The 22611-nt window shown below is 55.4% G+C and carries 18 protein-coding genes; 15 read left to right on the plus strand and 3 right to left on the minus strand.

Annotated elements, in window-relative coordinates:
• Positions 1 to 330 precede the first annotated feature (330 nt).
• Positions 331 to 1023 (plus strand): DUF502 domain-containing protein, encoded by a 693-nt coding sequence (locus tag Q1L85_RS03205; protein ID WP_300425752.1) that lies wholly within the window; start codon positions 331 to 333, stop codon positions 1021 to 1023.
• Here Q1L85_RS03205 and bioA read toward each other — a convergent pair.
• Positions 994 to 2298 carry an adenosylmethionine--8-amino-7-oxononanoate transaminase gene (gene bioA / locus Q1L85_RS03210; RefSeq protein WP_300425754.1) on the minus strand — a complete coding sequence of 435 codons (1305 nt, stop codon included), beginning with the start codon at positions 2296 to 2298 and terminating at the stop codon, positions 994 to 996. The genes Q1L85_RS03205 and bioA overlap by 30 nt on opposite strands.
• A gap of 110 nt (positions 2299 to 2408) precedes the next feature.
• On the opposite strand from bioA, the gene bioF reads away from it, so the two are divergent.
• The 11 genes from bioF to gcvP all read left to right on the plus strand — a co-directional run bounded on the left by bioF (position 2409) and on the right by gcvP (position 15531).
• Complete coding sequence (bioF, locus tag Q1L85_RS03215; protein WP_300425756.1) at positions 2409 to 3575, plus strand: 8-amino-7-oxononanoate synthase; 1167 nt, start codon at positions 2409 to 2411, stop codon at positions 3573 to 3575.
• Complete coding sequence (locus Q1L85_RS03220; protein ID WP_300425758.1) at positions 3572 to 4300, plus strand: alpha/beta fold hydrolase; 729 nt, start codon at positions 3572 to 3574, stop codon at positions 4298 to 4300. Before bioF ends, Q1L85_RS03220 begins: the two co-directional genes overlap by 4 nt.
• Positions 4287 to 5078 carry a methyltransferase domain-containing protein gene (locus Q1L85_RS03225; protein ID WP_300425761.1) on the plus strand — a complete coding sequence of 264 codons (792 nt, stop codon included), beginning with the start codon at positions 4287 to 4289 and terminating at the stop codon, positions 5076 to 5078. The genes Q1L85_RS03220 and Q1L85_RS03225 overlap by 14 nt, the downstream gene beginning before the upstream one ends.
• Positions 5078 to 5812, plus strand: coding sequence for a dethiobiotin synthase (gene bioD, locus Q1L85_RS03230; protein WP_300425762.1), 735 nt, complete (start codon positions 5078 to 5080; stop codon positions 5810 to 5812). Before Q1L85_RS03225 ends, bioD begins: the two co-directional genes overlap by 1 nt.
• A gap of 59 nt (positions 5813 to 5871) precedes the next feature.
• Positions 5872 to 6882: a cyclic nucleotide-binding domain-containing protein gene (locus tag Q1L85_RS03235; RefSeq protein ID WP_300425763.1), complete on the plus strand. Its 1011-nt coding sequence runs from the start codon at positions 5872 to 5874 to the stop codon at positions 6880 to 6882.
• A 16-nt stretch (positions 6883 to 6898) separates the two neighbouring features.
• Complete coding sequence (locus tag Q1L85_RS03240; RefSeq protein ID WP_300425764.1) at positions 6899 to 7675, plus strand: energy transducer TonB; 777 nt, start codon at positions 6899 to 6901, stop codon at positions 7673 to 7675.
• Between the two features lie 92 nt (positions 7676 to 7767).
• Positions 7768 to 9600 carry a sodium:proton antiporter gene (locus Q1L85_RS03245; protein WP_300425766.1) on the plus strand — a complete coding sequence of 611 codons (1833 nt, stop codon included), beginning with the start codon at positions 7768 to 7770 and terminating at the stop codon, positions 9598 to 9600.
• A gap of 280 nt (positions 9601 to 9880) precedes the next feature.
• Positions 9881 to 10843, plus strand: a complete 963-nt coding sequence (locus Q1L85_RS03250) for an AraC family transcriptional regulator (RefSeq protein WP_300425768.1) — start codon at positions 9881 to 9883, stop codon at positions 10841 to 10843.
• A 158-nt stretch (positions 10844 to 11001) separates the two neighbouring features.
• Positions 11002 to 12081, plus strand: coding sequence for a glycine cleavage system aminomethyltransferase GcvT (gene gcvT, locus Q1L85_RS03255; RefSeq protein WP_300432244.1), 1080 nt, complete (start codon positions 11002 to 11004; stop codon positions 12079 to 12081).
• Between the two features lie 29 nt (positions 12082 to 12110).
• Positions 12111 to 12494, plus strand: coding sequence for a glycine cleavage system protein GcvH (gene gcvH / locus Q1L85_RS03260; RefSeq protein WP_300428161.1), 384 nt, complete (start codon positions 12111 to 12113; stop codon positions 12492 to 12494).
• 121 nt (positions 12495 to 12615) lie between these two features.
• Positions 12616 to 15531 (plus strand): aminomethyl-transferring glycine dehydrogenase, encoded by a 2916-nt coding sequence (gcvP, locus tag Q1L85_RS03265; RefSeq protein WP_300428162.1) that lies wholly within the window; start codon positions 12616 to 12618, stop codon positions 15529 to 15531.
• A 122-nt stretch (positions 15532 to 15653) separates the two neighbouring features.
• Here the strand turns inward: gcvP and Q1L85_RS03270 are convergent, their stop codons facing one another.
• Positions 15654 to 18305: a bifunctional diguanylate cyclase/phosphodiesterase gene (locus Q1L85_RS03270; protein ID WP_300432247.1), complete on the minus strand. Its 2652-nt coding sequence runs from the start codon at positions 18303 to 18305 to the stop codon at positions 15654 to 15656.
• 467 nt (positions 18306 to 18772) lie between these two features.
• Between Q1L85_RS03270 and Q1L85_RS03275 the strand changes: the two genes are divergently transcribed.
• Together Q1L85_RS03275 and bfr are read left to right on the plus strand one after the other, a co-directional pair.
• The gene (locus Q1L85_RS03275) at positions 18773 to 18973 is read left to right on the plus strand and encodes a (2Fe-2S)-binding protein (protein ID WP_300428164.1); all 201 of its coding nucleotides are present in this window, start codon (positions 18773 to 18775) and stop codon (positions 18971 to 18973) included.
• Positions 18974 to 19176: 203 nt separating this feature from the next.
• Positions 19177 to 19653, plus strand: a complete 477-nt coding sequence (bfr, locus tag Q1L85_RS03280) for a bacterioferritin (protein ID WP_300428165.1) — start codon at positions 19177 to 19179, stop codon at positions 19651 to 19653.
• A 64-nt stretch (positions 19654 to 19717) separates the two neighbouring features.
• Here bfr and Q1L85_RS03285 read toward each other — a convergent pair whose 3' ends face one another.
• Entirely contained in the window at positions 19718 to 21016 is a 1299-nt protein-coding gene (locus tag Q1L85_RS03285) for a serine/threonine protein kinase (RefSeq protein WP_300432249.1), read from the minus strand.
• Between the two features lie 417 nt (positions 21017 to 21433).
• On the opposite strand from Q1L85_RS03285, the gene doeB2 reads away from it, so the two are divergent.
• Positions 21434 to 22594, plus strand: coding sequence for a N(2)-acetyl-L-2,4-diaminobutanoate deacetylase DoeB2 (doeB2, locus tag Q1L85_RS03290; protein ID WP_300432251.1), 1161 nt, complete (start codon positions 21434 to 21436; stop codon positions 22592 to 22594).
• Positions 22595 to 22611 lie beyond the last annotated feature (17 nt).

A 22611-nucleotide genomic window follows, 5' to 3' on the forward strand; every position in this document is an offset into this window, starting at 1 on the left:
AGGGGAATTTTGTTAACAAACACAAGGACTTAGAGGAAAATTTCAAGGAGGTGGGGAAAAGTGGGTGACAAAACCCAATCAGAGTGACCAACCTGCGTGCGATACTTAAAGTAAGTTGTTAAGAGTGGGGAAATCTGACCGCCTTTTAGACGTTTTTTGCATATGAAGTGACCACTAACAAACTTCTGGTCTTATGATGTTGCGTGTGGCGTATTATGCCCGAAAGGGATCACCGGGTCTGCACAAGTACGTCATTCACCGGTAACCTGAACCATACACTCTGTTTTACACTCCAATCCAGATATTCAGACAGGCTTCTGAGGCTTATTAATGAAACGACTCCTGCTCCGCCCCTTCATCAAAGGCTCAATGGTATTGCTGCCACTACTGGTAACCACCTGGCTCGTCTGGTCTGCCCTTGCCTGGCTGAATGAGCTGGGCGTATCAGCGCTGCACCTGGTGCATCCTGATCTGGTTCTGTTTCCCGGGGTCGGCCTGCTGGTAATGCTGGTCACACTGCTCAGTGTCGGCCTGCTGTTTCAGTTCAACCCGATCAGCTGGGTCTATCAGTATGTTGAGGACGCGTTTCTGCGCTTACCTCTCGTCAAAACCCTCTATGGCGCGGTCAAAGACTTTGCGGCCATGTTCGACGGCGAAAAACCGAAAGCCCAGCAGGTAGTTCTGGTGGAAATGCCGGAAATAGGACAACTGATCGGCTTCGTCACATCAGATCATGTCCCGGAGCAGGTCATGCGAACCAACGAAGGCCAGAACCTTTACGCCATTTACCTGCCCATGAGCTATATGGTTGGCGGTTACACGCTCTTCCTTCCGAAAGAGCGGCTGACCTTTGTCGACTGGTCGGTAGAGGATGCAATGCGCTTCGCACTGACGGCGGGTATTTCCCAGAGTCAGGCCCGCGCACGGCATGAGCCGGGCAAGCCCGCCACGCCATCTTCCACCAGCGAAGTACAGGCGCCGGCCGCGCCCGGATCAGCGTCCGGATCTGAGGGTACTGCGTAACGCGGCGACCATATTCCCGGTCAGGAAGGCAAGGTCTTCCTGATCCATCACAAACGGCGGCATAACGTAGAAGTTGTGCGCGAAAGGTCTGACCCAGATACCGCGTGCAACGCACTCTGGCTGGAGCTTTGCCATATCAACGGGCTGCTCCAGCTCAATAACCCCAATCGCGCCCAGCACCCGGACATCCGCCACACCGTCGATGGCTCTGGCGGGTGCCAGCCCCTCGTTCAACCCTGTTTCTATCGCGGCCACCTGCGATTGCCAGTCGTTGCTGACCAACAGATCCAGACTTGCACAGGCAACGCGGCAGGCCAGCGGATTCCCCATAAACGTCGGACCGTGCATAAAGCAGCCGGCCTCTCCATTGCTGATGGTGTCCGCGACGTTACCCGTGGCCAGAGTGGCGGCCAGCGTCATATAGCCCCCCGTCAGCGCCTTCCCTACGCACATGATATCCGGGCTGATTCCGGCATGTTCGCACGCGAAGAGTCTGCCCGAACGGCCGAAGCCGGTCGCGATTTCATCCGCGATCAGCAGAACCCCGTATTCATCGCAGAGTCGCCGCGCCTGACGCAAGTATTCCGGATGATAAAAACGCATCCCACCAGCCCCCTGAACCACAGGTTCAAGAATCAGGGCGGCGATGCTTTTATGGTTGTCTGCCAACATCTTTTTCAGAGGGGCGATATCGTCATCTGACCATTCTTCATCAAAGCGTGTCTGCGGCGCGGGCACGAAAAACTGCTCAGGCAGGATACCGCTGAACAGATGGTGCATTCCCCGGGTAGGATCACAGAGCGACATAGCACCGAGCGTATCTCCGTGATACCCACGTTCCAGTGCCAGTAACCGGGTGCGTCCTGTTTCCCCTCTGGCCTGCTGGTACTGGATGGCCATTTTAATGGCGACCTCTACAGACACAGAACCCGAATCAGCAATAAAGACCTTATCCAGCCCCGGCGGAGACAGCTCTACCAGCCGGCGCCCCAGCTCGACTGCCGGCCCATGGGTCAGCCCCCCGAACATCACGTGACTCATACGCTCCGCCTGCTCGGTCAGGGCGGCGTTGAGCACAGGATGATTGTAGCCATGCACCGCACACCACCAGCTCGACATGCCATCGACCAGCTCACGTCCATCGGCAAGACGCAGGCGCACGCCGCTGGCGCTTTCAACTGGCCAGATATTGCCGGGCTGAGTCATAGAGCTGTAGGGATGCCAGAGGTGTTCCCGGTCGTAGTCCAGATCCGGAGTAACAAACGGCGATGTCATAACGACTCCTGCTGCTGATTCTTTGCTGAGTAGTAAACCACATCATCGCCATGAAGTTGACCACTCAGGCGCGCAGCTTAAGATGATGGCATCGGATATTGGATACTTTCATGGCCTGGAACGAGCGCATCCACAACGCCCTGCAAACCCGCCGCGACCAACATTTATGGCGCCAGCGTCAGACTCTGGAGTCCGCCCAGGGGACGCGCGTGTTCTGCGACGGGAAAGAGTATATAAACTTCTGCTCGAATGACTATCTGGGACTCGCCAGCACTGGCACCGATGAACTCTCCGCAGCCGCACTCCGCTGGGGAACAGGCAGCGGCGCCTCTCACCTGGTCTGCGGTCACAGTCAGGCGCATCACGACCTGGAGCAGGCGCTGGCGGACTATACAGGCTACCCCCGCGCGCTCCTGTTTTCGACGGGCTATATGGCCAACGTCGGTGTCATCAGCGCACTGGCCCAGCGTGGCGATCTGATTCTGCAGGACAAACTGAACCACGCCTCGCTGCTGGATGGCGCCCAGTTGAGTCGGGCCCGGATGCTGCGGTATCGCCATACCGACGTCGGGCACCTCAACGAGCTGCTGAGTGAGCGCGAGGGTCATTCTGGTGAAACTCTGATCGTCAGTGACAGTATTTTCAGCATGGATGGTGATCTTGCCGATATTGCCGCCCTGGCAGATGTCAGCAGACAGCATCAGGCACTGCTGATGATTGATGATGCCCACGGGCTGGGAATTCTCGGCCCCCAGGGCCAGGGAGCACGTGCACACTTCGGACTCTCAACAGCCGATCTGCCCGTCTACATAGGCACGCTAGGCAAAGCCTTTGGTGGATACGGCGCCTTCGTCGCCGGCTCCGATGACCTCATCGACTACCTGATCCAGTTTGCGCGCTCCTACATTTATACGACCGCTATGCCACCCGCTCTGGCCGATGCAATGCAGGGTAACCTGCAGCGGATGAAGGATGATTCACTGCGCAGTCGCCTGCAGGCGCGCATTCTCCAGTTCAGACAAGGTGCGCAGGACAGCGGGCTCCCCCTGATGCCATCACTCAGCCCCATTCAGCCCCTGCTGATCGGTAGCAGCGATAAGGCTCTGCAATTAAGTAGCAGGCTACGGGAGGCGGGACTCTGGGTCAGTGCAATCCGTCCTCCGACTGTGCCACAGAACGAAGCCCGCCTGCGCGTGACGTTATCCGCCGCACATACTGCCGCAGACGTTGATCTCCTGCTGAGCGTATTGTCCGACTGCTGGCAGGCAGAATCATGAATCTGTTAACGCCGTACCTGCAGAACCCAACTCACCCGGCGACAGGCAGCCTCGACTGGATCTGGCTGCCTGGCTGGAGTTATCAGGCAAGCCTGTTTACCCCCATCATGGACGCCTTACCCGGACAACACTGGGCGGTGGATTATCGTGGCGAAGCGAGCCTGCATGCAGCAGCCAGCGCACTCGCCGACCGCGCCCCCCGCAACGCCATCTGGTGTGGCTGGTCTCTGGGAGGCGCATTAGCGCATCTGGCTTACGCGGCCGCAGACGGCCGGGCCCTCATCACACTTGCCACTGGCGCTTCGTTTCTGCAACAAGCTGGTCAGTCAGCGGGCATGCCGATGGACACCTTCCGTGCATTCGCCACCAGCTTCAGCAATCAGCCGGACAAGACCCTCAAGCGTTTCACAGCCCTGACGACCCAGGGCAGCCAGACCGCGAGAGCGCTCAGCAGACACCTGAATGGCCATCAATGCACACCAGATGCCCACCTGACAAAGACGCTCGACTGGCTCAGCTACAGTCCGCTGCCAGACATTAACAGCGGACAGGTACACCACCTCTACAGCCAGTCTGATGCGCTGAATCCTGCGCGCTTTGCCAATGGTCATATCAGCCCCGCTGGCAGTCATGCCTTCTTTCTCGAAGATGCCGGTCAGAAACACCTGCTGAATGTGCTGCGCAGCGTTTGCCAAAACACAGGAGCGACGTATGACCGCACGTAACAAGCAACAGGTGGCACGTCAGTTCAGCCGCGCTGCGGCCAGCTATGACAAGGCTGCGGGTATCCAGCAGCAGGTCGTTACCGCCCTGCTCAACGACCTGCCACCTCTGCACGGCCACTGGCTCGACATAGGTTGCGGGACCGGTGTTGCCCTGCCCCACCTGCGCAACCGTGGCGCGGCCAGCGTAACCGGGATCGATCTTTCCGAAGGGATGCTGGCCAGCGCCGCCGCCCATGCCGATAGCCAGACTCAGCTCGTCCTTGCGGATGCTGATGACCTGCCGGTTGCCGATGCGGGCGCCGACGGGATTTTCTCCAGCCTGATGCTGCAATGGAGTGAAGCTCCTGAACTAACGCTGGCGGAATGGCGCAGAACTCTGAACAACGACGGGCAGCTGGTTCTGGCGACATTGCTTCCCGGTACGCAACGTGAACTTGAACAGGCCTGGCAGGCCATCGATAGCCACCGCCATGTGAACGATTTTGTACCGCTTCCCAGACTGGAGCAGCTGCTGCGACAGGCAGGCTTCACTCAGCTCAGCATCCGCCAGGCCTGCCTGCAGGAACAGCACCCTGACCTCAGCCAGTTACTGCGCACGCTGAAACAGATAGGTGCAACCAACGTTAATCCTGATCGCCGTCAGGGGCTGGGGGGGCGCAGAGCATTGCAGCAGTTACAGCATCATTACCCAACCGTCTGCTCAGACGGTCAGACCGTCTACCCGCTCAGCTACGAAGTCGCCTGGATCACCGCGAAAGCAGGATCGGTGCAGGCCTGATGACCAATGCAACCCGTACCGGAATGACCACCACCATGAAACGCTTCTTCCTCACCGGAACAGACACTGATGCCGGAAAAACTCTGATCAGTGCCGCTCTGCTCAAACGCGCAACCATGGACAACCTCAGCGCCTTCGGCCTTAAGCCGATTGCCTCCGGTTCGGAGCAGACCAGCGAGGGCCTGCGCAACCGCGATGCTCTGCTTCATCAGCAATATTCATCGCCGCGCTGCGAATATCAGATTCACAATCCGATCACGCTGGAACCAGCAATCGCACCCCATATTGCGGCACAACAGGCGGGCGTTAATCTCACCGTACAGTCGTTGACTCAGGCCTGCGCCAGTGGTCTGCAGCAACCCCATGAACGCCAGCTGATTGAAGGTGCTGGTGGCTGGCTCGTGCCTCTGAACGATGACCAGACCCTCGCAGATTTTGCCGTGGCGCAGGGGGCCGGTGTGATACTGGTTGTCGGTCTCCGGCTCGGCTGTATTAACCATGCCTGCCTGACAGTTCAGGCGATTGAGCAGGCGGGATTAGCCGTCGCTGGCTGGGTGGCCAATGGCATCGACCCCGATATGGACGCCCAGGAAGAAAACCTGCGTTACCTGCACCAGTGGTTTGCACGCAAAGGCATTCAGCATTGCGGCACAGTTCCTCACATCCCGGACATACAGGCGGAAGATGACCAACAACTTGCGAAAGTGGCCGCTCTGCTGCGCTGGCCGGAGTGACGGAAGTACTTTCAATTGCTATATTTCAAACACACTCCGCCGAAAGTTATCGCACATTCATGGAAAACACGCTGAGTAAGCAACTGCAGCGCTTCATCCCGTTCGACGAATGGTCTGAGGACATCATCAACGAACTTATCCCTCACTTCAGGGTGTATGAGTCTGAACCCCGCAAAATCCTCTTCAAACGTGGAGAAGAAGATAAAGAATGCCACTTCCTTCTTTCTGGCAGTGTTGACCTTGCGGATGAAGACTTTGGCATTACCCCGGTTCAGGGCGATGATGACGATAACTTTATGGCGCTCGACAGCACGCACAGCACGCACAGCGTGCACCGCTACACTGCCATTACAACGACGCAGTGTGAAATTGTGTCGGTGCGCAGCAGCTACCTCGAGCTGATTTCAACCTGGGCAGAAGTCCGCCAGTCTCTCAATGAGAGTGGTGAAGATGACGCTGACTGGCTGGAACGATTGATTACCACCGAACTCTTTGCCCGGGTTCCGCCGGCCAACATTCAGAAATTGCTGTCACGCTTTGAAGAAATGCCGGCAGAATTCGGCGACGCCGTTGTCCGTGAAGGGGAAACCGGCGCACATTGTTATGTTATTAAAGAAGGCAAGGCGCTGGTATCACGCGGCGCAGGCGATCAGAGCGAAACACTGGCAGCGCTGACGCACGGCGATCTTTTCGGAGAAGATGCACTGGTCAGTGACATGCCCCGCAACGCAACGGTCACCATGACATCAGCCGGTACACTGATGCGACTGAGCAAAGAAGACTTTGATCAGCTGCTGCGTAAACCTGTGCTGAATTACATCAGCCGCAAAGAACTCGACACTATGACCGAAGAAGCGGACACCGGCATCGTCGTACTGGATGTCCGTCAGCCACAGGAAGCAGATACCGACCCGCTGCTGCGGGCACGGAATATTCCACTCTCGCAGATCCGTCAGGAACTCCGCAGTCTGGAGCGCGATTTTATTTATGTAATCTGCGGAGGTGGTCGGGCGGAAGCCGCGGCATACATTCTATCTGAGGCCGGGTTTGAAGCACGGGTGCTGAAGTAACCTTCAGGGATAAACCATGCCCTACCGCAGCGACATATCACAACGTCCGCCCCGCAGAATCCGCAAACGACTCATCGCGGCCATCCTGCTGTCTGTCGGACTGCACGTGGTCATCTTCAGCGAGCTGGATATTCTGCCAACATCGGATCAGGCGGTGACCCTCAGGGCCGTCCTGAACACACAACATACGCAAGGGATGGACAACGAAGACAGCACCGGCGTGAGTGAATCACAGCCCATGCCTGATACACCGGAGGTTCCTCCCCAGCCCGAAAAAGTGACGCAGATACCACCGGCGGAAGCACCCCCGCAACCGCCTGAGCCGCCGGCTTCCATTGCCGCGCCCGTCACGGAAACAGCGCTCGCCCCTGCACTGCCACCTGCCGTGCCCGTTCCTCCTTCGCCACCGGTACCCACACCACCCGCACCGGCGCCAGAACCGGATCCTGCCGAAACGATAACGCCCGTTGCCCCTCCGAAAAAGGAGTTGGCTGGGGATATCGAGGTGTTTGGTACCCCCGAAGAGGCGGAATACTTCCGCGTACTGACGGCCCACCTGCGCGCCCGCACACCGCCGCACCCTCCCGGACTGAAAGGCAGGGTGCGCCTGCAGGTAAAAATCCAGTACGGCAGCGTCATTACCTCAGTAGAGGTCATCTCCAGCACCGGAGATACCCGCCTTGAGCAATGGGCACGAAAAGTGGTGCTTGGGATCAGTCCAGTGCCTGCGGTGCCCTCCGGGATCAAACAGCCCTTCTATTTCCGGCCAACCATAGAAGTTGTCGGAGACTGAAGCATCGCGGGGATATCCGCAGTTGTTCAGTTCATATACGATGTTTCGTATAAGATAGTATTGTCCTTGTATAAGTCTGGTAAGGAATTTCTGTGTTCGATTCTGGGATTATCGCGTTTGCATTCATTGGAATACTGGCCTTCGCCTGTCAGTGGCTGGCCTGGAGGGTACGACTGCCCGCCATTCTGTTTCTGCTTGCCTCAGGGATTGTTGTCGGGCCAGTGGCAGGAATCTTCCACCCTGACGCACTGTTCGGCGAACTGCTCTTTCCGCTGATTTCGCTGGCCGTCGCCATTATTCTGTTTGAAGGCAGCCTGACACTCGACCTGAAGGAAATCCGGAGTCAGAGAAAAGTGGTTCAGAGGCTGATTACCGTCGGCGCTGCAGTGACCTGGGTGGTCGTTGCCGTCGCGGTTCACTATCTGTTTGCGCTCAGCTGGGAGCTGAGCATCCTCTTCGGCGCCCTCACAGTCGTTACCGGCCCCACTGTGATTGTGCCCATGCTGCGCACGGTCCGCCCGAACGCAGACATCGGCAACATACTGCGCTGGGAAGGCATTCTGATTGATCCGCTCGGGGCGTTACTCGTTGTTGTCGTGTACGAGTTCATCGTTGCTCAGGGACAGGCCGAAGGCGTGCTCAGCGGTATGCTCGCCTTCGTTGAAATCATCGCTTCCGGTAGCGTTCTTGGGCTGGCGTGTGGCTGGCTGCTCGGGTTTATCCTGAAAAAGCACTGGGTGCCCGAATACCTGGAAAACCTCGCTACCCTGTCGCTGGTGTTTTTCAGCTTCAGCGTGGCCAATATGCTGGCACACGAGTCCGGCTTGCTCGCAGTCACATTAATGGGGATGTGGCTGGCCAATCAGAAAGACATTCATATCGGTGAGATTCTTAACTTCAAAGAGAACCTCACGGTACTCCTGATCTCAGGGCTCTTCATCATACTGGCGGCAAGACTCACTCTCGAAGAACTGATAGCGCTCGGATGGCTGCCGTTTGCGCTGCTGGCAATCATGCAGTTTGTGGCACGTCCGCTTTCTGTCTGGCTGTCCGCCATCGGAAGCAGCCTTCACTGGCGCGAGAAACTGTTGCTCTCATGGATTGCCCCCCGTGGCATTGTTGCCGCGGCGGTGTCGGCGCTGTTCGCGATCAAACTTGAGCAGTCGGGTGAACCCAGCGCAATGATTCTGGTGCCTCTGACCTTCAGCGTGATTTTTGGCACTGTCGTACTGCAGAGCGCCACTGCCCGCCCACTGGCACGCTGGCTCAAAGTCGCCGAGCCTCCACCGCACGGCTATCTGATGATAGGTGCCAACCCCGTGGCCCGGGCCATTGCCAAGGCACTGAAAAAACATGATGTGCGTGTCGTGCTCACTGACTCCAACTGGGACAACATCCGCGCAGCCCGCATGGATAGTCTGGAAACCTTCTATGGCAACCCGGTTTCAGAATACGCCGAACAACGCCTGGACCTGGTCGGCATAGGTAAGCTGTTGGGTCTGTCACCCGAGCGCAGCCTCAATACCGTCGCTGGCATGCGCTTCGGTGCCGAATTCGGACAGCAGAATATTTTTGCGCTGCAGACGACTTCAGACACAAGATTGGCCGACAAACACCTCGATGGTGAAGTCCACCGGGGTCAACATCTGTTCGGTGCGGATATGACCTTCAGCAAGTTCTCAAGCATGCTGGCGCAGGGAGCAGAAGTGCACTCTACCCGTCTGACCGATGAATACGGTTACGTTGATTTTGTCGAATCGAATGGCAAAGCGGCCATTCCATTATTCGGAATTGCTCCCGATGGCAAGGTCCATACCTGCGTAATTGATAGAAAATTTGAGCCACAGAGTGGCTGGAAAATTATAAGTCTATTCACGCCAACACTGGTGGCAGAGCGGGCCAGAGCTCAAACTCAGCCTGTTTAGTCTTCACTCAGGGGCGAAGTTTTGGACTGGCCCCTGTGTACAACCGAAAACAGACCAATTGCGATCATTTAGAATATGGTCGCAATTTGTCTAAATTCTTGCCCGATATGTCTTATTGATAAAGTTGTCGGCAATTACTGGCTCTCCCGGCGAATTCCGCCACAAAGTGTCTTTTTCGGCCAAAATATGGAGTTCCATTGCGTAATCGGACATTGTTCCATCGCGTCAAGTAACTGCAGTCTGAACACCTCACCACAATAAAGCAGTAGTTAATCTCCAGATGTACTCGTTAAAACCACACGCAGAGACAATGCAGACCCTGCGCAGGTTGATGCCTCAGAAGGAATTGCGTAAATCAACACCGAGGCTGCCGACCAATAGCGACACCGTCACCGCGGGACAACCAGCGCTCATTCAGGTGCTGCGGATTCTCGAAGACAGTCGTCTCTCAGAAAAGCTCCCCGAGTTGTATCTGGAATACGGCCAGATCATGGCGCTCCAGAATCCACCGGCCAATACAGAAGGGCTGACCGACCTGTTCAATGAAATGTGTCGTCAGATCAGCACGCCTGATCACCCGTTCGATCTTCACATCCTTGATGATGGTCAGGTGAGTCATTGTGAGTTTTTCTGGAAGAATGATCCGGTCAGAGTGCCGTCGCAGGATCTTTCCGAAATTCTTCTTGCTTACGGATTCACCGTTGGACATAGCCTGATCCAGGGGCTGACCGACCAGATCTCCGTTTTTCTGCCCTACCCGGAGCCGGAAAACCGCGAGGAATACCGTAAGTACGCACCGATGAAGCTGACGTTTAATGCGCCGTATCTGGCCATCCGCCTGCCGTCGGAATTTCTGGCTCAGCAGCTGATGATCCGCCCGATGAATTTTCACGCCAACGGCGTGCTGCGTCCGGCCCATCTGATTGCACAGAAAGCGTCGAATATTCTGCGCAGCGACCTGAGCAATCCGCCAACTCTGGGTGAACTCTCAGAGATGCTGAATCTGACCGAACGGACCTGTAAGCGCCGCCTGCAGGAAGCCGGCACTCACTATCAGCAACTGCTGGCAGATCTGCGCCTGATTCAGGCCAGCTTCTGGCTGTCACGCCGGATGTGCAATGTCAGTCAGGCGGCCGAGCGACTGGGATACTCCAGCGTGGCTAACTTCTCCAAAGCGTTCAAAAAGTGGAGCGGTTATTCGCCGACTCACGCCAAGCAGGGACGTACCTTTCACCGCGACTGACCGCGCCCCGCGATCAAGGATGATCGCTCTGTTTCACCCTCTCCTGCCAACCCTGAATTTTTTTGTGATCCGCACTGCGGAAAGCGCTATAATTGCGGCCCTTTTTACAATGGTCCGGGCGTCCGGAGCCCGACCAGTGAGACCGCAGGAACGGATACATGGGTAAGCAAACCGCGCTGTACGCCAAACACACTGAAGCTCAGGGCAAGATCGTCGACTTCGGCGGCTGGGATATGCCAATTCACTATGGCTCCCAGATCAAAGAGCACAACGCTGTACGCGAAGCAGCAGGCATGTTCGATGTATCCCACATGACCATCGTTGACGTCCGCGGCCCGGATGCCAAAGCCTACCTGCAGCGTCTGCTGGCAAACGATGTCGACAAGCTTAAAGAGACTGGCAAAGCGCTCTACTCCGGCATGTTGAACACCGATGGCGGCGTAATCGACGACCTGATTGTCTATCGTATGGAAGGCTGGTTCCGCACGGTCGTGAACTGCGCTACCCGGGAAAAAGACCTGGAGTGGATGACCGCCCACACCAAAGGCTTTGATATCAGCCTGACTGAACGTCCGGAGCTGGCAATGGTGGCCGTTCAGGGCCCTGAAGCGATCGGTATGGTGAAGAAGATCCGCCCTGAAGCCGCTGACCTGATTGATGGTCTGAAAGTATTCCAGGGCCTGCCGCAGCACGGCTGGTTCTATGCCCGCACCGGCTACACCGGTGAAGATGGCCTGGAAATCATGGTACCGCAGGAAGAAGTCGTACAGTTCTGGACCCAACTTATCGAAGCTGGCGTACAGCCATGTGGTCTGGGCGCCCGCGATACTCTGCGTCTGGAAGCCGGCATGAACCTTTACGGCAACGATATGGACGAGTCCATCAGCCCGCTGCAGGCAGGCATGGGCTGGACCATCGCCTGGGAACCTGCAGACCGTGACTTTATCGGCCGTGAAGCACTCGAAGCCCAGAAAGCGGATGGCGTGGCTATGAAGCAGGTGGGTCTGGTACTTGATGGCCGCGGTGTGATGCGTTCTCACCAGAAGGTAGTTGTTGAAGGTGTTGGCGAGGGTGAAATCACATCGGGTACCTTCTCTCCAAGCCTGCAGTGCTCTATTGCGATGGCCCGTGTACCAGCCGCGACCGGCGACACCGCTCAGGTAGACCTGCGCGGCAAGCTGACCGACGTAAAAGTAATTAAATTGCCGTTCGTACGTAACGGCAAAAAAATGTTTTAAATTTTAAAAATTCTGACTGGAGTTTTCCCATGAGCAACATCCCTGCTGATCTGAAATACGTTGCCTCCCACGAATGGATCCGCGTTGAAGCCGACGGCACCGTCACTATCGGTATTACTGATTTCGCACAGGACCAGCTGGGCGACGTGGTATTCGTTGAACTGCCAGAGGTCGGCAGTGATGTCGCTGCAGAGCAGGACATTGCTGTGGTTGAGTCTGTAAAAGCAGCGTCAGATATCTACGCCCCGATCGCTGGAAAGATCATTGCGATCAATGAAGAGCTGATCGATGCACCAGAAAAAGTAAATGAAGACCCGTACGGCGATGCCTGGTTCTTCAAAATGGAGCTGGCAGACGCCTCTGATCTGGACGCTCTTCTCGACGCCGACGCATACGCCGCAATCTGCGAGTAAGCCACAACGTCTACTGGCTGGGCCCGCGCCACTGAAGCGGGTCGAATGCGACGCAGAGACCTTCTCTGCGTCTTCGTTTTAGATGCTTGGTTCAAGCGCTTCAATTCTGTCGGGTTCATTCATGACCACACGCTCTCTTAAAGAACTGGAACAACGCGATAATTTTATCAGCCGCCATATTGCCTCGGACGGCGCTGGCTATAACGCCAACGAAGAAGCTGCCCTGCTGGCAGCGGTTAACGCCGAGTCCCTGGAGGCTCTGACCAGTGAAATCGTCCCGCAGGACGTCCTGCGTCCGGCGTTCCTGAGCACAGGTGAACCGACCCCGGAATTTGCGGCGCTTAACCGACTGAAGGCCATTGCCTCTCAGAACAAAGTATTCAAAAGCTATATTGGTCTGGGTTACCACGACACCATTATGCCGCCTGTTGTGCTGCGTAACGTGCTGGAGAATCCCGGCTGGTACACGGCTTACACGCCGTATCAGCCAGAGATCGCCCAGGGTCGCCTTGAAGCCCTGCTGAACTTCCAGCAGATGGTCATCGACTTTACTGGTATGGAACTGGCCAACGCCTCTCTGCTGGATGAAGGGACTGCAGCGGCAGAAGCCATGGCGATGGCCAAGCGTACCGTGCGCAAAAACAAGTCGAACACCTTCTACCTTGATGAGAACTGTCTGCCACAGACCATCGACGTGGTACGCACCCGTGCCGAAGCCTTCGGTTGGGATGTACTGGTTGGCCCGGCAGAACAGGCCGCTGACCACGACGTCTTCGGTGCTCTGTTCCAGTACCCTGGTAAAGACGGTGACGTGAAAGACTTCACAGATGTGATCGCAGCGCTGCATGAGAAAGACGCGCTGGCCGCCGTCGCGACCGATCTGATGGCGCTGGTCATGCTGAAAGCGCCGGGCGAAATGGGTGCCGACATCGTACTGGGTAACGCCCAGCACTTCGGCGTACCCATGGGCTTTGGTGGCCCACATGCTGCCTTCTTCGCAACCCGCGATGCCTACAAGCGTTCTATTCCGGGCCGCATTATCGGTGTCTCTATCGATGCTCAGGGCAATCAGGCACTGCGTATGGCACTGCAGACCCGTGAACAGCATATCCGTCGCGAGAAAGCGAACTCTAACATCTGTACAGCACAGGTATTGCTGGCGAACCTTAGCTCTTTCTACGCCATCTACCATGGCCCTGAAGGCCTGAAGACCATCGCCGGTCGCATTCACCGCCTGACCGATATTCTGGCCAAAGGTCTGCAGAGCAAAGGCATTTCCCTGATTAATAGCCAATGGTTCGATACTCTGACCTTTGCCGTTGCCGATAAAGCCGCGGTTAAAGCTCGTGCTCTCGCAGCCGAGATCAACCTGCGTGATGACGAATCTTTGGGCATGGGCACTGACACTCTGGGTGTCACCCTGAGTGAAAAAACCTCAGCAGCCGATGTTGCTGAACTGTTTGATGTGATTCTGGGCGAAGGCCACGGCCTTGATGTTTACGCTCTGGACGCTGACGTCATCAGCAGTGGCTCTGCCAGTATCTCGACGGAACTGGCGCGCTCGTCTGCCTTCCTGACGCACCCGACCTTTAACAAATACCACACCGAGCACGAGATGCTGCGTTATATGAAGCGTCTCGAAAGCAAAGACCTGGCGATGAACCACTCTATGATCACGCTCGGCTCCTGCACCATGAAACTCAACGCCACCACCGAAATGATTCCGGTCACCTGGCCTGAGTTCTCGAACATTCACCCGTTCGCTCCGAAAGATCAGACCCCGGGTTATGAGCAACTCGTGAGCGAGCTGGATGGCTACCTGCGTGACATCACCGGCTTTGATGCCATCTGTATGCAGCCGAACTCCGGTGCTCAGGGTGAATACGCGGGTCTGCTGGCGATCAAGAAATTCCACGAGAGCCGTGGCGAAGGTCACCGCAATGTCTGTCTGATCCCGCGTTCGGCGCACGGGACTAACCCGGCATCGGCACAGATGGCGTCAATGCGCGTTGTCGTCACTGAGTGTGATGAACAGGGTAACGTTGATTTTGCAGACCTGAAGCAGAAAGCCGAAGAGCTGTCTGATCAGCTGTCGTGCCTGATGCTGACCTATCCTTCGACGCACGGCGTATACGAGAAAGGCGTTAAGGAAATCTGCGATCTGATCCACCAGCACGGTGGTCAGGTGTACATGGACGGCGCCAACCTGAACGCTCAGGTAGGCGTTACGCAGCCAGCCTTTATCGGTGCAGACGTTTCCCACATGAACCTGCACAAGACCTTCTCTATTCCCCACGGTGGTGGTGGTCCGGGCATGGGCCCGATTGGAGTTGCCGCCCACCTGGCGCCGTTTGTGGCGAACCACGCGGTACGTCCGATTGATGATGCATCTAAGGGCAACGGTGCAGTCTCTGCAGCGCCTTATGGCTCTGCCAGCATTCTCACCATCAGCTGGATGTACATCACCCTGATGGGTGGTTCAGGCCTGCGTAAAGCCACTCAGAATGCCCTGCTGAAAGCCAACTACCTGGCCAAACGTCTGTCGGCGCACTACCCGATTCTGTACTCAGGTCTGAACGGTCGTGTTGCCCACGAATGTATCGTCGATCTGCGCCCGATTAAGGCCGAAACCGGTATCACCGAAGTGGATATCGCCAAGCGTCTGATGGACTACGGCTTCCACGCGCCAACCATGTCGTTCCCGGTGGCGGGTACTTTTATGATCGAGCCGACAGAATCTGAAAGCAAAGCTGAAATCGACCGTTTTGCCGACGCTATGATTGCCATTAAAGGCGAAATCGACGCGGTTAAACGTGGTGAACTCGACGCCGAAAACAACCCGCTGAAAAATGCACCACACACGGCGATGGTAGTGACAGGCAACTGGGAACGTCCTTACTCCCGTGAACTGGCGGCCTTCCCGACCAGCAATCTGGGCGCACACAAGTTCTGGCCAACCGTAGGTCGTATCGACGACGTCTACGGTGACCGTAACCTGATCTGTTCCTGCCCGGCGATTGAGAACTACGAAGACTGACGGCGCTGGATTGCCACCTTCGCGGCAATGACAGAACAATGTCATCCCCGCGCAGGCGGGGATCCATTCCGCAGTCCAAATAAAAAGCCCGCATTATGCGGGCTTTTCTTTAGCTATCGTTTTCAGCTTCCTACTGAGAGATACCGGCGGCGCAGATTAAACGGCTTTTTCTCGTGGTTCTTTAACCACTCCTGCAGTTCACTGGCATCGATCGGGCGGGCAAAGTAGTAGCCCTGGATTTCTTCTCCCCCGAGATCCAGTACCTTCTCCAGCTCACCACGGTTCTCAACACCTTCAACGATCACTGACAGGCGGAGGCCATGCGCCAGAGAAACGATGGATGAGAACAGGCTTTCGCCACCATCCCGTAAGCCTGCAACAAATGAGCGGTCAATTTTAAGGGTATCCAGCGGAAAATCGCGCAGGTAGCTGATTGACGAATAGCCAGTCCCAAAATCGTCAATCGAGACACGGATACCGAGATCACGCAGGCGGCAGAGTTCCTCGCGGATACGTTCAACGTTGGCCGCAAACACACTTTCGGTCAGCTCAATTTCTAAACGCGAGGCAGACAGTCCGGTTTCTCTGAGAATGTCCTTAACTTCGGCGACAAAATCCCCCTGCTGCAACTGCATTACAGAAATATTCACCGCGACGCGCAGCTCAGTGCCCCCTGCGGCTTCCATTAATGCGTAGCAGGCTTTCCGAAGAATGTTGCGGCCAAGAGCGGGCATCAGCCCGGTTTCTTCCGCCAGAGGAATAAATACGCCCGGACTGACGTTAATGTCCTGGCGAGGGTCACGCCAGCGCGCCAGAGCTTCAAAGCCAGTCAGGCTGCCGTCTTCAACAGAGACAAAAGGTTGCAGGGCGACATCAATCTCGTCGTGATCTATCGCGTGATTGAGCGCCTGAACTAACTGCAGACGCTCAGTGGCTTCGTGGCCCCACTGATCATCGTATACCGACACGCCCGTCTTACGACTCTTCGCGCGGTACACGGCAATATCCGCATGTTCCAGCAGCTGTTCGGCAGTGGTGCCATGCTCCGGACAGATCGCTATACCGACGCTGGCTCCCAGCGACACCGGCCCGCTCTCCAGTTCAATCGGGGCACGCAATACTTCGACCAGCGTTGTCGCGAAGGCTTCTACCGCACCTTCACTGACCTGACGCGGCTCAAGAATAACAAACTCATCCCCACCCCAACGCGCGCAGACACGGGTGCTGCCACAGGTATCACTGATGCGTGAGGCAATCGCTTTCAGGACTTCATCGCCCGCCAGATGCCCGAGGCCATCATTAATTTCTTTAAAGCGGTCGAGGTCCAGCAGATAGACGGCAAACCCCGAATCACTGTTGCGCATGCCCTGCAGAGAGTCACTGACTTTGCGTGAAAAGTAATAACGATTTCCGAGGCCCGTCAGCATGTCGTGAGTCGCCTGGTGGTTGAGTTCCTGGGTACGCTCTTCAATCTGGCTTTCAAGCGAGGCATTCACTTCCGTCAGGCGCTCCCGCGCTTCCGTCAGTTCTGCATTGAGTTCCTGCATTTCTCCCGCGCGGTACTCTGTCAACTTCTGCAGGACACGACCACGGATAGAGTGAATGGTAGATCGGTGAATATTCTCAACCACAATCAGCAGACTCAATGACGCCAGCATGCCCAGAGACACCATGGACCACACTTCTTCCCCGGCAAACAGAATCAGAACGGGTGGCACCAGACACATAGCGCTGTTGATATATAGAAGAAGGCGGTCGGAAGTCAGGCCTACTGTGCTCAATACGGCAATCACAATAAACATGCCACTGACAACGCCCAGACTGAATCCACTCATGATGTCGTGGAACAGCAGCAGCAATGAATACCATGCCAGCTGATTGGCGACCACGCCCGCGGCAAACATCAGACGCCAGTCGCGGATACGACGGCGTGAAGGATCATTCAGATACGAGACAAAACCGGCGGTACGGAGTACCTGCAGTGACAGGTAACCAAGAAACCAGCTCCAGAGCATTCCTTCATGCTCCGGAACACGAAGAGTAATCACCAGGAAAAAAGCAGCCACGGCCTGCATCATTACCGAGGGGGTGCTGGTACTGTGCAGACGATGCAGCAGGCGGCGACGGAAACCCGCGACCGACATATCCGGTTCTTCGCTGGTCTGCGCCGGACGATACTTCACCAGCGATCTCATATCAGCCCGATACAGCCAGACAAAACTCCCGACTTCCATCGCCATCAGAACAAAACCACACATCCCGAACGCGACGACTTCGTATTCACCCAACAGTGACAGTTCGAGGGACAGTGGCAGCAGGTTAACCGCCATCAGGGCCATTCCCATGCGCGGGAAGGTCGAAAAAGGTAATGAATGGGCGTAGATCACCACGACGAACATAGATACTGCGATCAGGCGGGTGTCGCCATCCAGCAGCGGCAGGATGAGCATGCCGATGGCACTCCAGCCGGCAACGATACACAGCATGCTGATGAAGACGCTCTTACGTGCCTTCTCAACCTGACGGCGCTCCCTCGGGGTGCGCAGGTACCTCCATGCAATGGAAAGAGGCAACAGATAGGAAACCATGCTGGCGAAAATGAGGTACCCGTAGTCCAGGCCGACACGTAGCATGATCATGCTGACCACACCTATGCTGAACAGAACAGCCAGGCTGGCACCGATCAACAAACGTTTCATCAGCAAGGTAGTGCGCTTGTCCGCAAACTCACCGTTGTCCTGCATCGCGGCAGGAAAGAAATTCTGGACGTTCATGAGCCCTGACACCTTTATTATTGTTATCTTCCCGGCGTCGCTGTCCTTATCGAGTGCCTTGCACAAACACCATGTGCAGGGGTGATTGGTCGATTGTAGGACAGGAGACCATAAAAAGTGTGCTCCAGTCATCAGTATGACCCAGAGGGACAAATCAAGACAACTGTCAATTCAGCGCCACCTGTCATATGTACACTGATGGCCACATCAGACGATGCTGAAAATCTCAGTAAGCCTGTAAAAACAAGGGTTTACACAGCATTGACAATTGTTCAGCTTTGTCAGCCTTCAGACCCCCAGTCGCACAGCCTCTCTGGGGTTTTTCCGGCCAAACAGCCCCATAAACCATGCCTTCGTGCCACATCAGGTAGCTGGTCGTGCCATTCGATAAATAATTAATTTGCTTTTGATAGTAATTCGCATTTATACTTCAGAAACTTTCTCACTAGCACTACTGGATCTGACCTATGTACGTATGCATCTGCAAAGGAGTTACCGACCGCGATATCGTCGCTGCTGCTGAGCAGGGAGCAACCCGCATGAGCCAGCTGAAAGAATGCACAGGCCTCGGTAGCCAGTGTGGAAAATGTGCTCGTGATGCCAAGGCTATTTTTAACGAAGCCAAGCAGCAGGCTCGCGAGATGTCTCATCTCTTCTCTGCGGCCTGATAAACCGGATCCTTTATTATTCAGATCCGTATTAAGCCATGAATGCCTCTCATTCATGGCGTCAGATCACCGCCCTGACCGTCTGAAATCTTAATCGTTTTCAGTCCAGTACTTTTTTTGCCTTAAAACTCCCTAATTGTTTGACTCAGCCCCGAATCAGTATCCAGAATACACTCAGGCTTACTTGAAGGGAGATGCTGAAAATGAAAGGCGACGCAAAGGTTATCGAACACCTGAACACAATCCTCGCAAACGAACTGGTGGCTATTAACCAGTACTTCCTGCATGCACGCATGTACAAAGACTGGGGTCTCAAGCGCATCGCTGATCATGAGTACCATGAGTCTATCGACGAAATGAAGCATGCCGACAAACTGATCGAGCGTATCCTTTTCCTGGAAGGTCTGCCGAACCTGCAGGATCTCGGTCGTCTGATGATTGGTGAAAACACCAAAGAGATGATTGAGTGCGATCTGAAGCTTGAACTGAAAGCGATCCCTGACCTGAAAGAAGCCATCACCTACTGCGAAGAAGTGAAAGACTTCGTCAGCCGTGACATGCTGAATGAAATTCTGGAATCAGAAGAAGAGCACGTTGACTGGCTGGAAACTCAGCTGGGTCTGATCGATAAAGTCGGCCTGCAGAATTACCAACAGGCTCAGATGATCGAAGAAGACTGATCTGACGCCTACCAAAAAAGCCCCGCCCGGATATCCGGGCGGGGCTTTTTTGTGCCTGTCGCAATCAGTAGAGTGAAATCCAGTCCGCTTTCAGCATACCCTCACGGACGCGCTGCGGATGGTTACCCACATCAATACGTTTGACTTCCTGACCTGTCGCATAGTTGATGACTGACACCTGATCAGTGCCACTCCACGAGATCAGACAGTTTTCACCTGAACGGTCAGATACCGCCCAGTAGGCTTTCTCGCCAATGTCTTCGAGCAGGGTATATTCGAAGGTTTCACGATCGACGATCGCGGCGTAGTCATCCATAGTCCCTGCAACACAGAGCTTGGTGTCATCGGCACTCATCGCCAGGCCGTGGTGCGCTGAGTCATTGACGTAACGCATCTTAGGCATAAAGGGAACGTGATTCGGCAGCTCAGCCAGGCGGGTGATACGCTCTTCTTCCATATCAAATTCCACGAAGCCGTGGAGGAAAGACAGCTGGAAGTAAAAATAACGATAATCACTGGTGTGTGCCATCGGGCGGATGGATGGGCTCAGATCACCCAGACCCGCTTCTTCCAGTTTCGTCTTGATGTCGAAGTCTTTAACGATATCGCCCAGCTCTGTGTCGTACACCAGGAACTTACGTTCGCCACGGGTGGTGTCGCGCAGAAGTCGTCCATCGAACGGCATGAATACAAAGCCAATACTTGAGTGGTAAATGTACTTACCATCGTCAGAGTAAAGGTTCTCATGCGGCGAGTTGCCCGCAGGGAAACGCCCTTCTTCTTCACCGGTATAGACGTTCAGAAGATGAACCACATTCCCAGTAGACGCAGAAACCGCGACCTGAGAGCCGTCCGGCGACAGCGCCATATGGTCAGAACGGACACCGTCAACTTCAAAACGCCAGACAATCCCACCCGTTTCGAGGTCAAGTGCAACAACATCCGCAAAGCTTGGACGGGAAACAATCAACAGCTCACCATCATTGGTACTGTACATATCATCGACGTACTGATCGTTACCTTCGCCGATCAGCTGGCGGATGCCCAGAAATACGGTATAGCGCCAGAAATCACCTTTGATTTCGTCCATACGCTCTTCGTAATCCGGTATGCCATTCACACGACCCAGAATTTCATAGTTATCACCATCGATAACATCAATCGTGCCATCCCAGTTGTTGCCAACAAATATCGCCGGGCGCAGGCCATCCGGGTATTCACCGGGTTCAGTGACAACATCTTCGGGGGTTTCTTCAGGTTGGGAAGGGAACAACCAGTCCAGCCACCCAGCCTGAGCCGGTAAAGCCGCCATCCCTAAACCCGCAGCAACTGCCGTTGCCAGGAGAGTATTTCGCACTTTCATATCAGGACACCTTTCTTATTTTTATATGCGGACATTTCTTCAGAGAGAAACATCTCAGTGCTGCTTATATATGCAGGCTTCTGACATGGTATCCAGCGCTGACAGGGATATCTATAAGACCCCTGCTGATTGGCTGAATATGCACAATCTAAGAGGCGGAATGGCTGAATATACGCACCAGTACCAGTCAGGTGCGCACCAGCACTGTGCAGGTATTTATACCGTACCCTAAACACTCTCAGGTCGATCTGTTTTATTGCTCCCCTATCACTCCCTCCGCAAGGTTTTGAATTATCGGGAGTTTTACCCGCGCCGATGATTCTTTCAGATTTATTTCGCCTCCAATGGGAATCGTAAGCTGGCCCACTGGTTGCAATTCATTATGAAACCTACTTGTGGTCACAGACAGGAGACGGAATGTCGAACGACTGGCAGAACACAGTGGAGTTTGCCCGCGCTGTCCGCCGCGAACTGCACCTGAATCCCGAGCTCAGCTGGCATGAGCACGAAACAGCTGCACGTATACGCCAGATTCTGGATGAGTTGCATATCCGCTGGCGCTCGTGCGCCGGGACAGGCACTGTCGCCCTGATTAACGAAGCGGGGAGCAGCCCCGCGATTGCACTCCGGGCGGATATTGATGCCCTGCCAATCAAAGAAAATTCAGGCGTGGCCTGGAGCTCTGAGAACGAGGGCTGTATGCACGCCTGTGGTCATGACGGTCATACCGCAGCCCTGCTGGGTACCGCGAAATGGCTTAAGCAACATGAGAGTTCTCTTCAGCGCCAGATCGTACTTCTGTTTCAGCCTGCAGAAGAGGGAGGTCATGGCGCCCGGGAGATGATCGCAGCGGGGGCCCTTGAGGGCGTGAGCGAGATTTACGGCTGGCATAACTGGCCTGCACTCCCCTACGGCACTATGGCCTGCCCTGATGCTCTGGTCATGTGTGGCAATGGCACCTTCTCTGTTGAAATATCGGGGCGTGGTGGACATGCCAGTCAGCCAGAGGCATGCGATGACGTTGTACTTGCCGGTGCCGCAGTCGTGCAGGCCCTGCAACAGATAGTGTCACGCCGTCTGGCTCCTCAGAGTCAGGCTGTGATCAGTATCACCCAGTTCAACGCTGGCACTGCCCCCACCGTCATGGCAGACAAAGCGGTGATACAAGGCAGTATCCGGGTGCCAGACGAAGTCACCCGGGAGCGCATTAACCAGCTGATTACTGATACGGCCCGACATACCGCTGCCGCCTACAACACCGGGTGCCTTGTCGTTCATACGCCACGCTATCAGGCAACAATTAACCATCCTGATCAGGCAGCAACAGCCCGTCAGATCTGGCAGGAGTTATTCGGATCAGAAAGTATGAATCATGGGCAGTCGCTGCCCGTCATGGCATCGGAGGATTTCAGTTATTACCTGCGCAAAATTCCTGGTGCCTTTGCACTGATAGGAAGTAACGACGGACGTAAAACACCTCACCCGTGCCACAGCCCCCACTACGATTTTAACGACCGCTTACTGGAAGACGTCTGTCGCTGGTTCTGCAGGCTGACCGGTATGCGTACCCCACCGTAGATTCCAGAGTTCTGAAA

It is taken from the genome of uncultured Thalassolituus sp., assembly GCF_950066645.1.
In the GTDB taxonomy this organism is placed as follows: Bacteria; Pseudomonadota; Gammaproteobacteria; order Pseudomonadales; family Oceanobacteraceae; genus Thalassolituus.

Bases quoted from the DNA above. Each gene is read 5' to 3' on its own strand.
- Q1L85_RS03235 (WP_300425763.1), top strand. From the start codon at position 5,872: ATGGAAAACACGCTGAGTAAGCAACTGCAGCGCTTCATCCCGTTCGAC.
- Q1L85_RS03225 (WP_300425761.1), top strand. From the start codon at position 4,287: ATGACCGCACGTAACAAGCAACAGGTGGCACGTCAGTTCAGCCGCGCT.
- Q1L85_RS03275 (WP_300428164.1), top strand. From the start codon at position 18,773: ATGTACGTATGCATCTGCAAAGGAGTTACCGACCGCGATATCGTCGCT.
- doeB2 (WP_300432251.1), top strand. From the start codon at position 21,434: ATGTCGAACGACTGGCAGAACACAGTGGAGTTTGCCCGCGCTGTCCGC.
- bioA (WP_300425754.1), bottom strand. From the start codon at position 2,298: ATGACATCGCCGTTTGTTACTCCGGATCTGGACTACGACCGGGAACAC.
- Q1L85_RS03270 (WP_300432247.1), bottom strand. From the start codon at position 18,305: ATGAACGTCCAGAATTTCTTTCCTGCCGCGATGCAGGACAACGGTGAG.
- Q1L85_RS03220 (WP_300425758.1), top strand. From the start codon at position 3,572: ATGAATCTGTTAACGCCGTACCTGCAGAACCCAACTCACCCGGCGACA.
- Q1L85_RS03285 (WP_300432249.1), bottom strand. From the start codon at position 21,016: ATGAAAGTGCGAAATACTCTCCTGGCAACGGCAGTTGCTGCGGGTTTA.
- bioF (WP_300425756.1), top strand. From the start codon at position 2,409: ATGGCCTGGAACGAGCGCATCCACAACGCCCTGCAAACCCGCCGCGAC.
- Q1L85_RS03240 (WP_300425764.1), top strand. From the start codon at position 6,899: ATGCCCTACCGCAGCGACATATCACAACGTCCGCCCCGCAGAATCCGC.
- Q1L85_RS03250 (WP_300425768.1), top strand. From the start codon at position 9,881: ATGTACTCGTTAAAACCACACGCAGAGACAATGCAGACCCTGCGCAGG.
- Q1L85_RS03205 (WP_300425752.1), top strand. From the start codon at position 331: ATGAAACGACTCCTGCTCCGCCCCTTCATCAAAGGCTCAATGGTATTG.
- gcvH (WP_300428161.1), top strand. From the start codon at position 12,111: ATGAGCAACATCCCTGCTGATCTGAAATACGTTGCCTCCCACGAATGG.
- gcvP (WP_300428162.1), top strand. From the start codon at position 12,616: ATGACCACACGCTCTCTTAAAGAACTGGAACAACGCGATAATTTTATC.
- gcvT (WP_300432244.1), top strand. From the start codon at position 11,002: ATGGGTAAGCAAACCGCGCTGTACGCCAAACACACTGAAGCTCAGGGC.
- bfr (WP_300428165.1), top strand. From the start codon at position 19,177: ATGAAAGGCGACGCAAAGGTTATCGAACACCTGAACACAATCCTCGCA.
- bioD (WP_300425762.1), top strand. From the start codon at position 5,078: ATGACCAATGCAACCCGTACCGGAATGACCACCACCATGAAACGCTTC.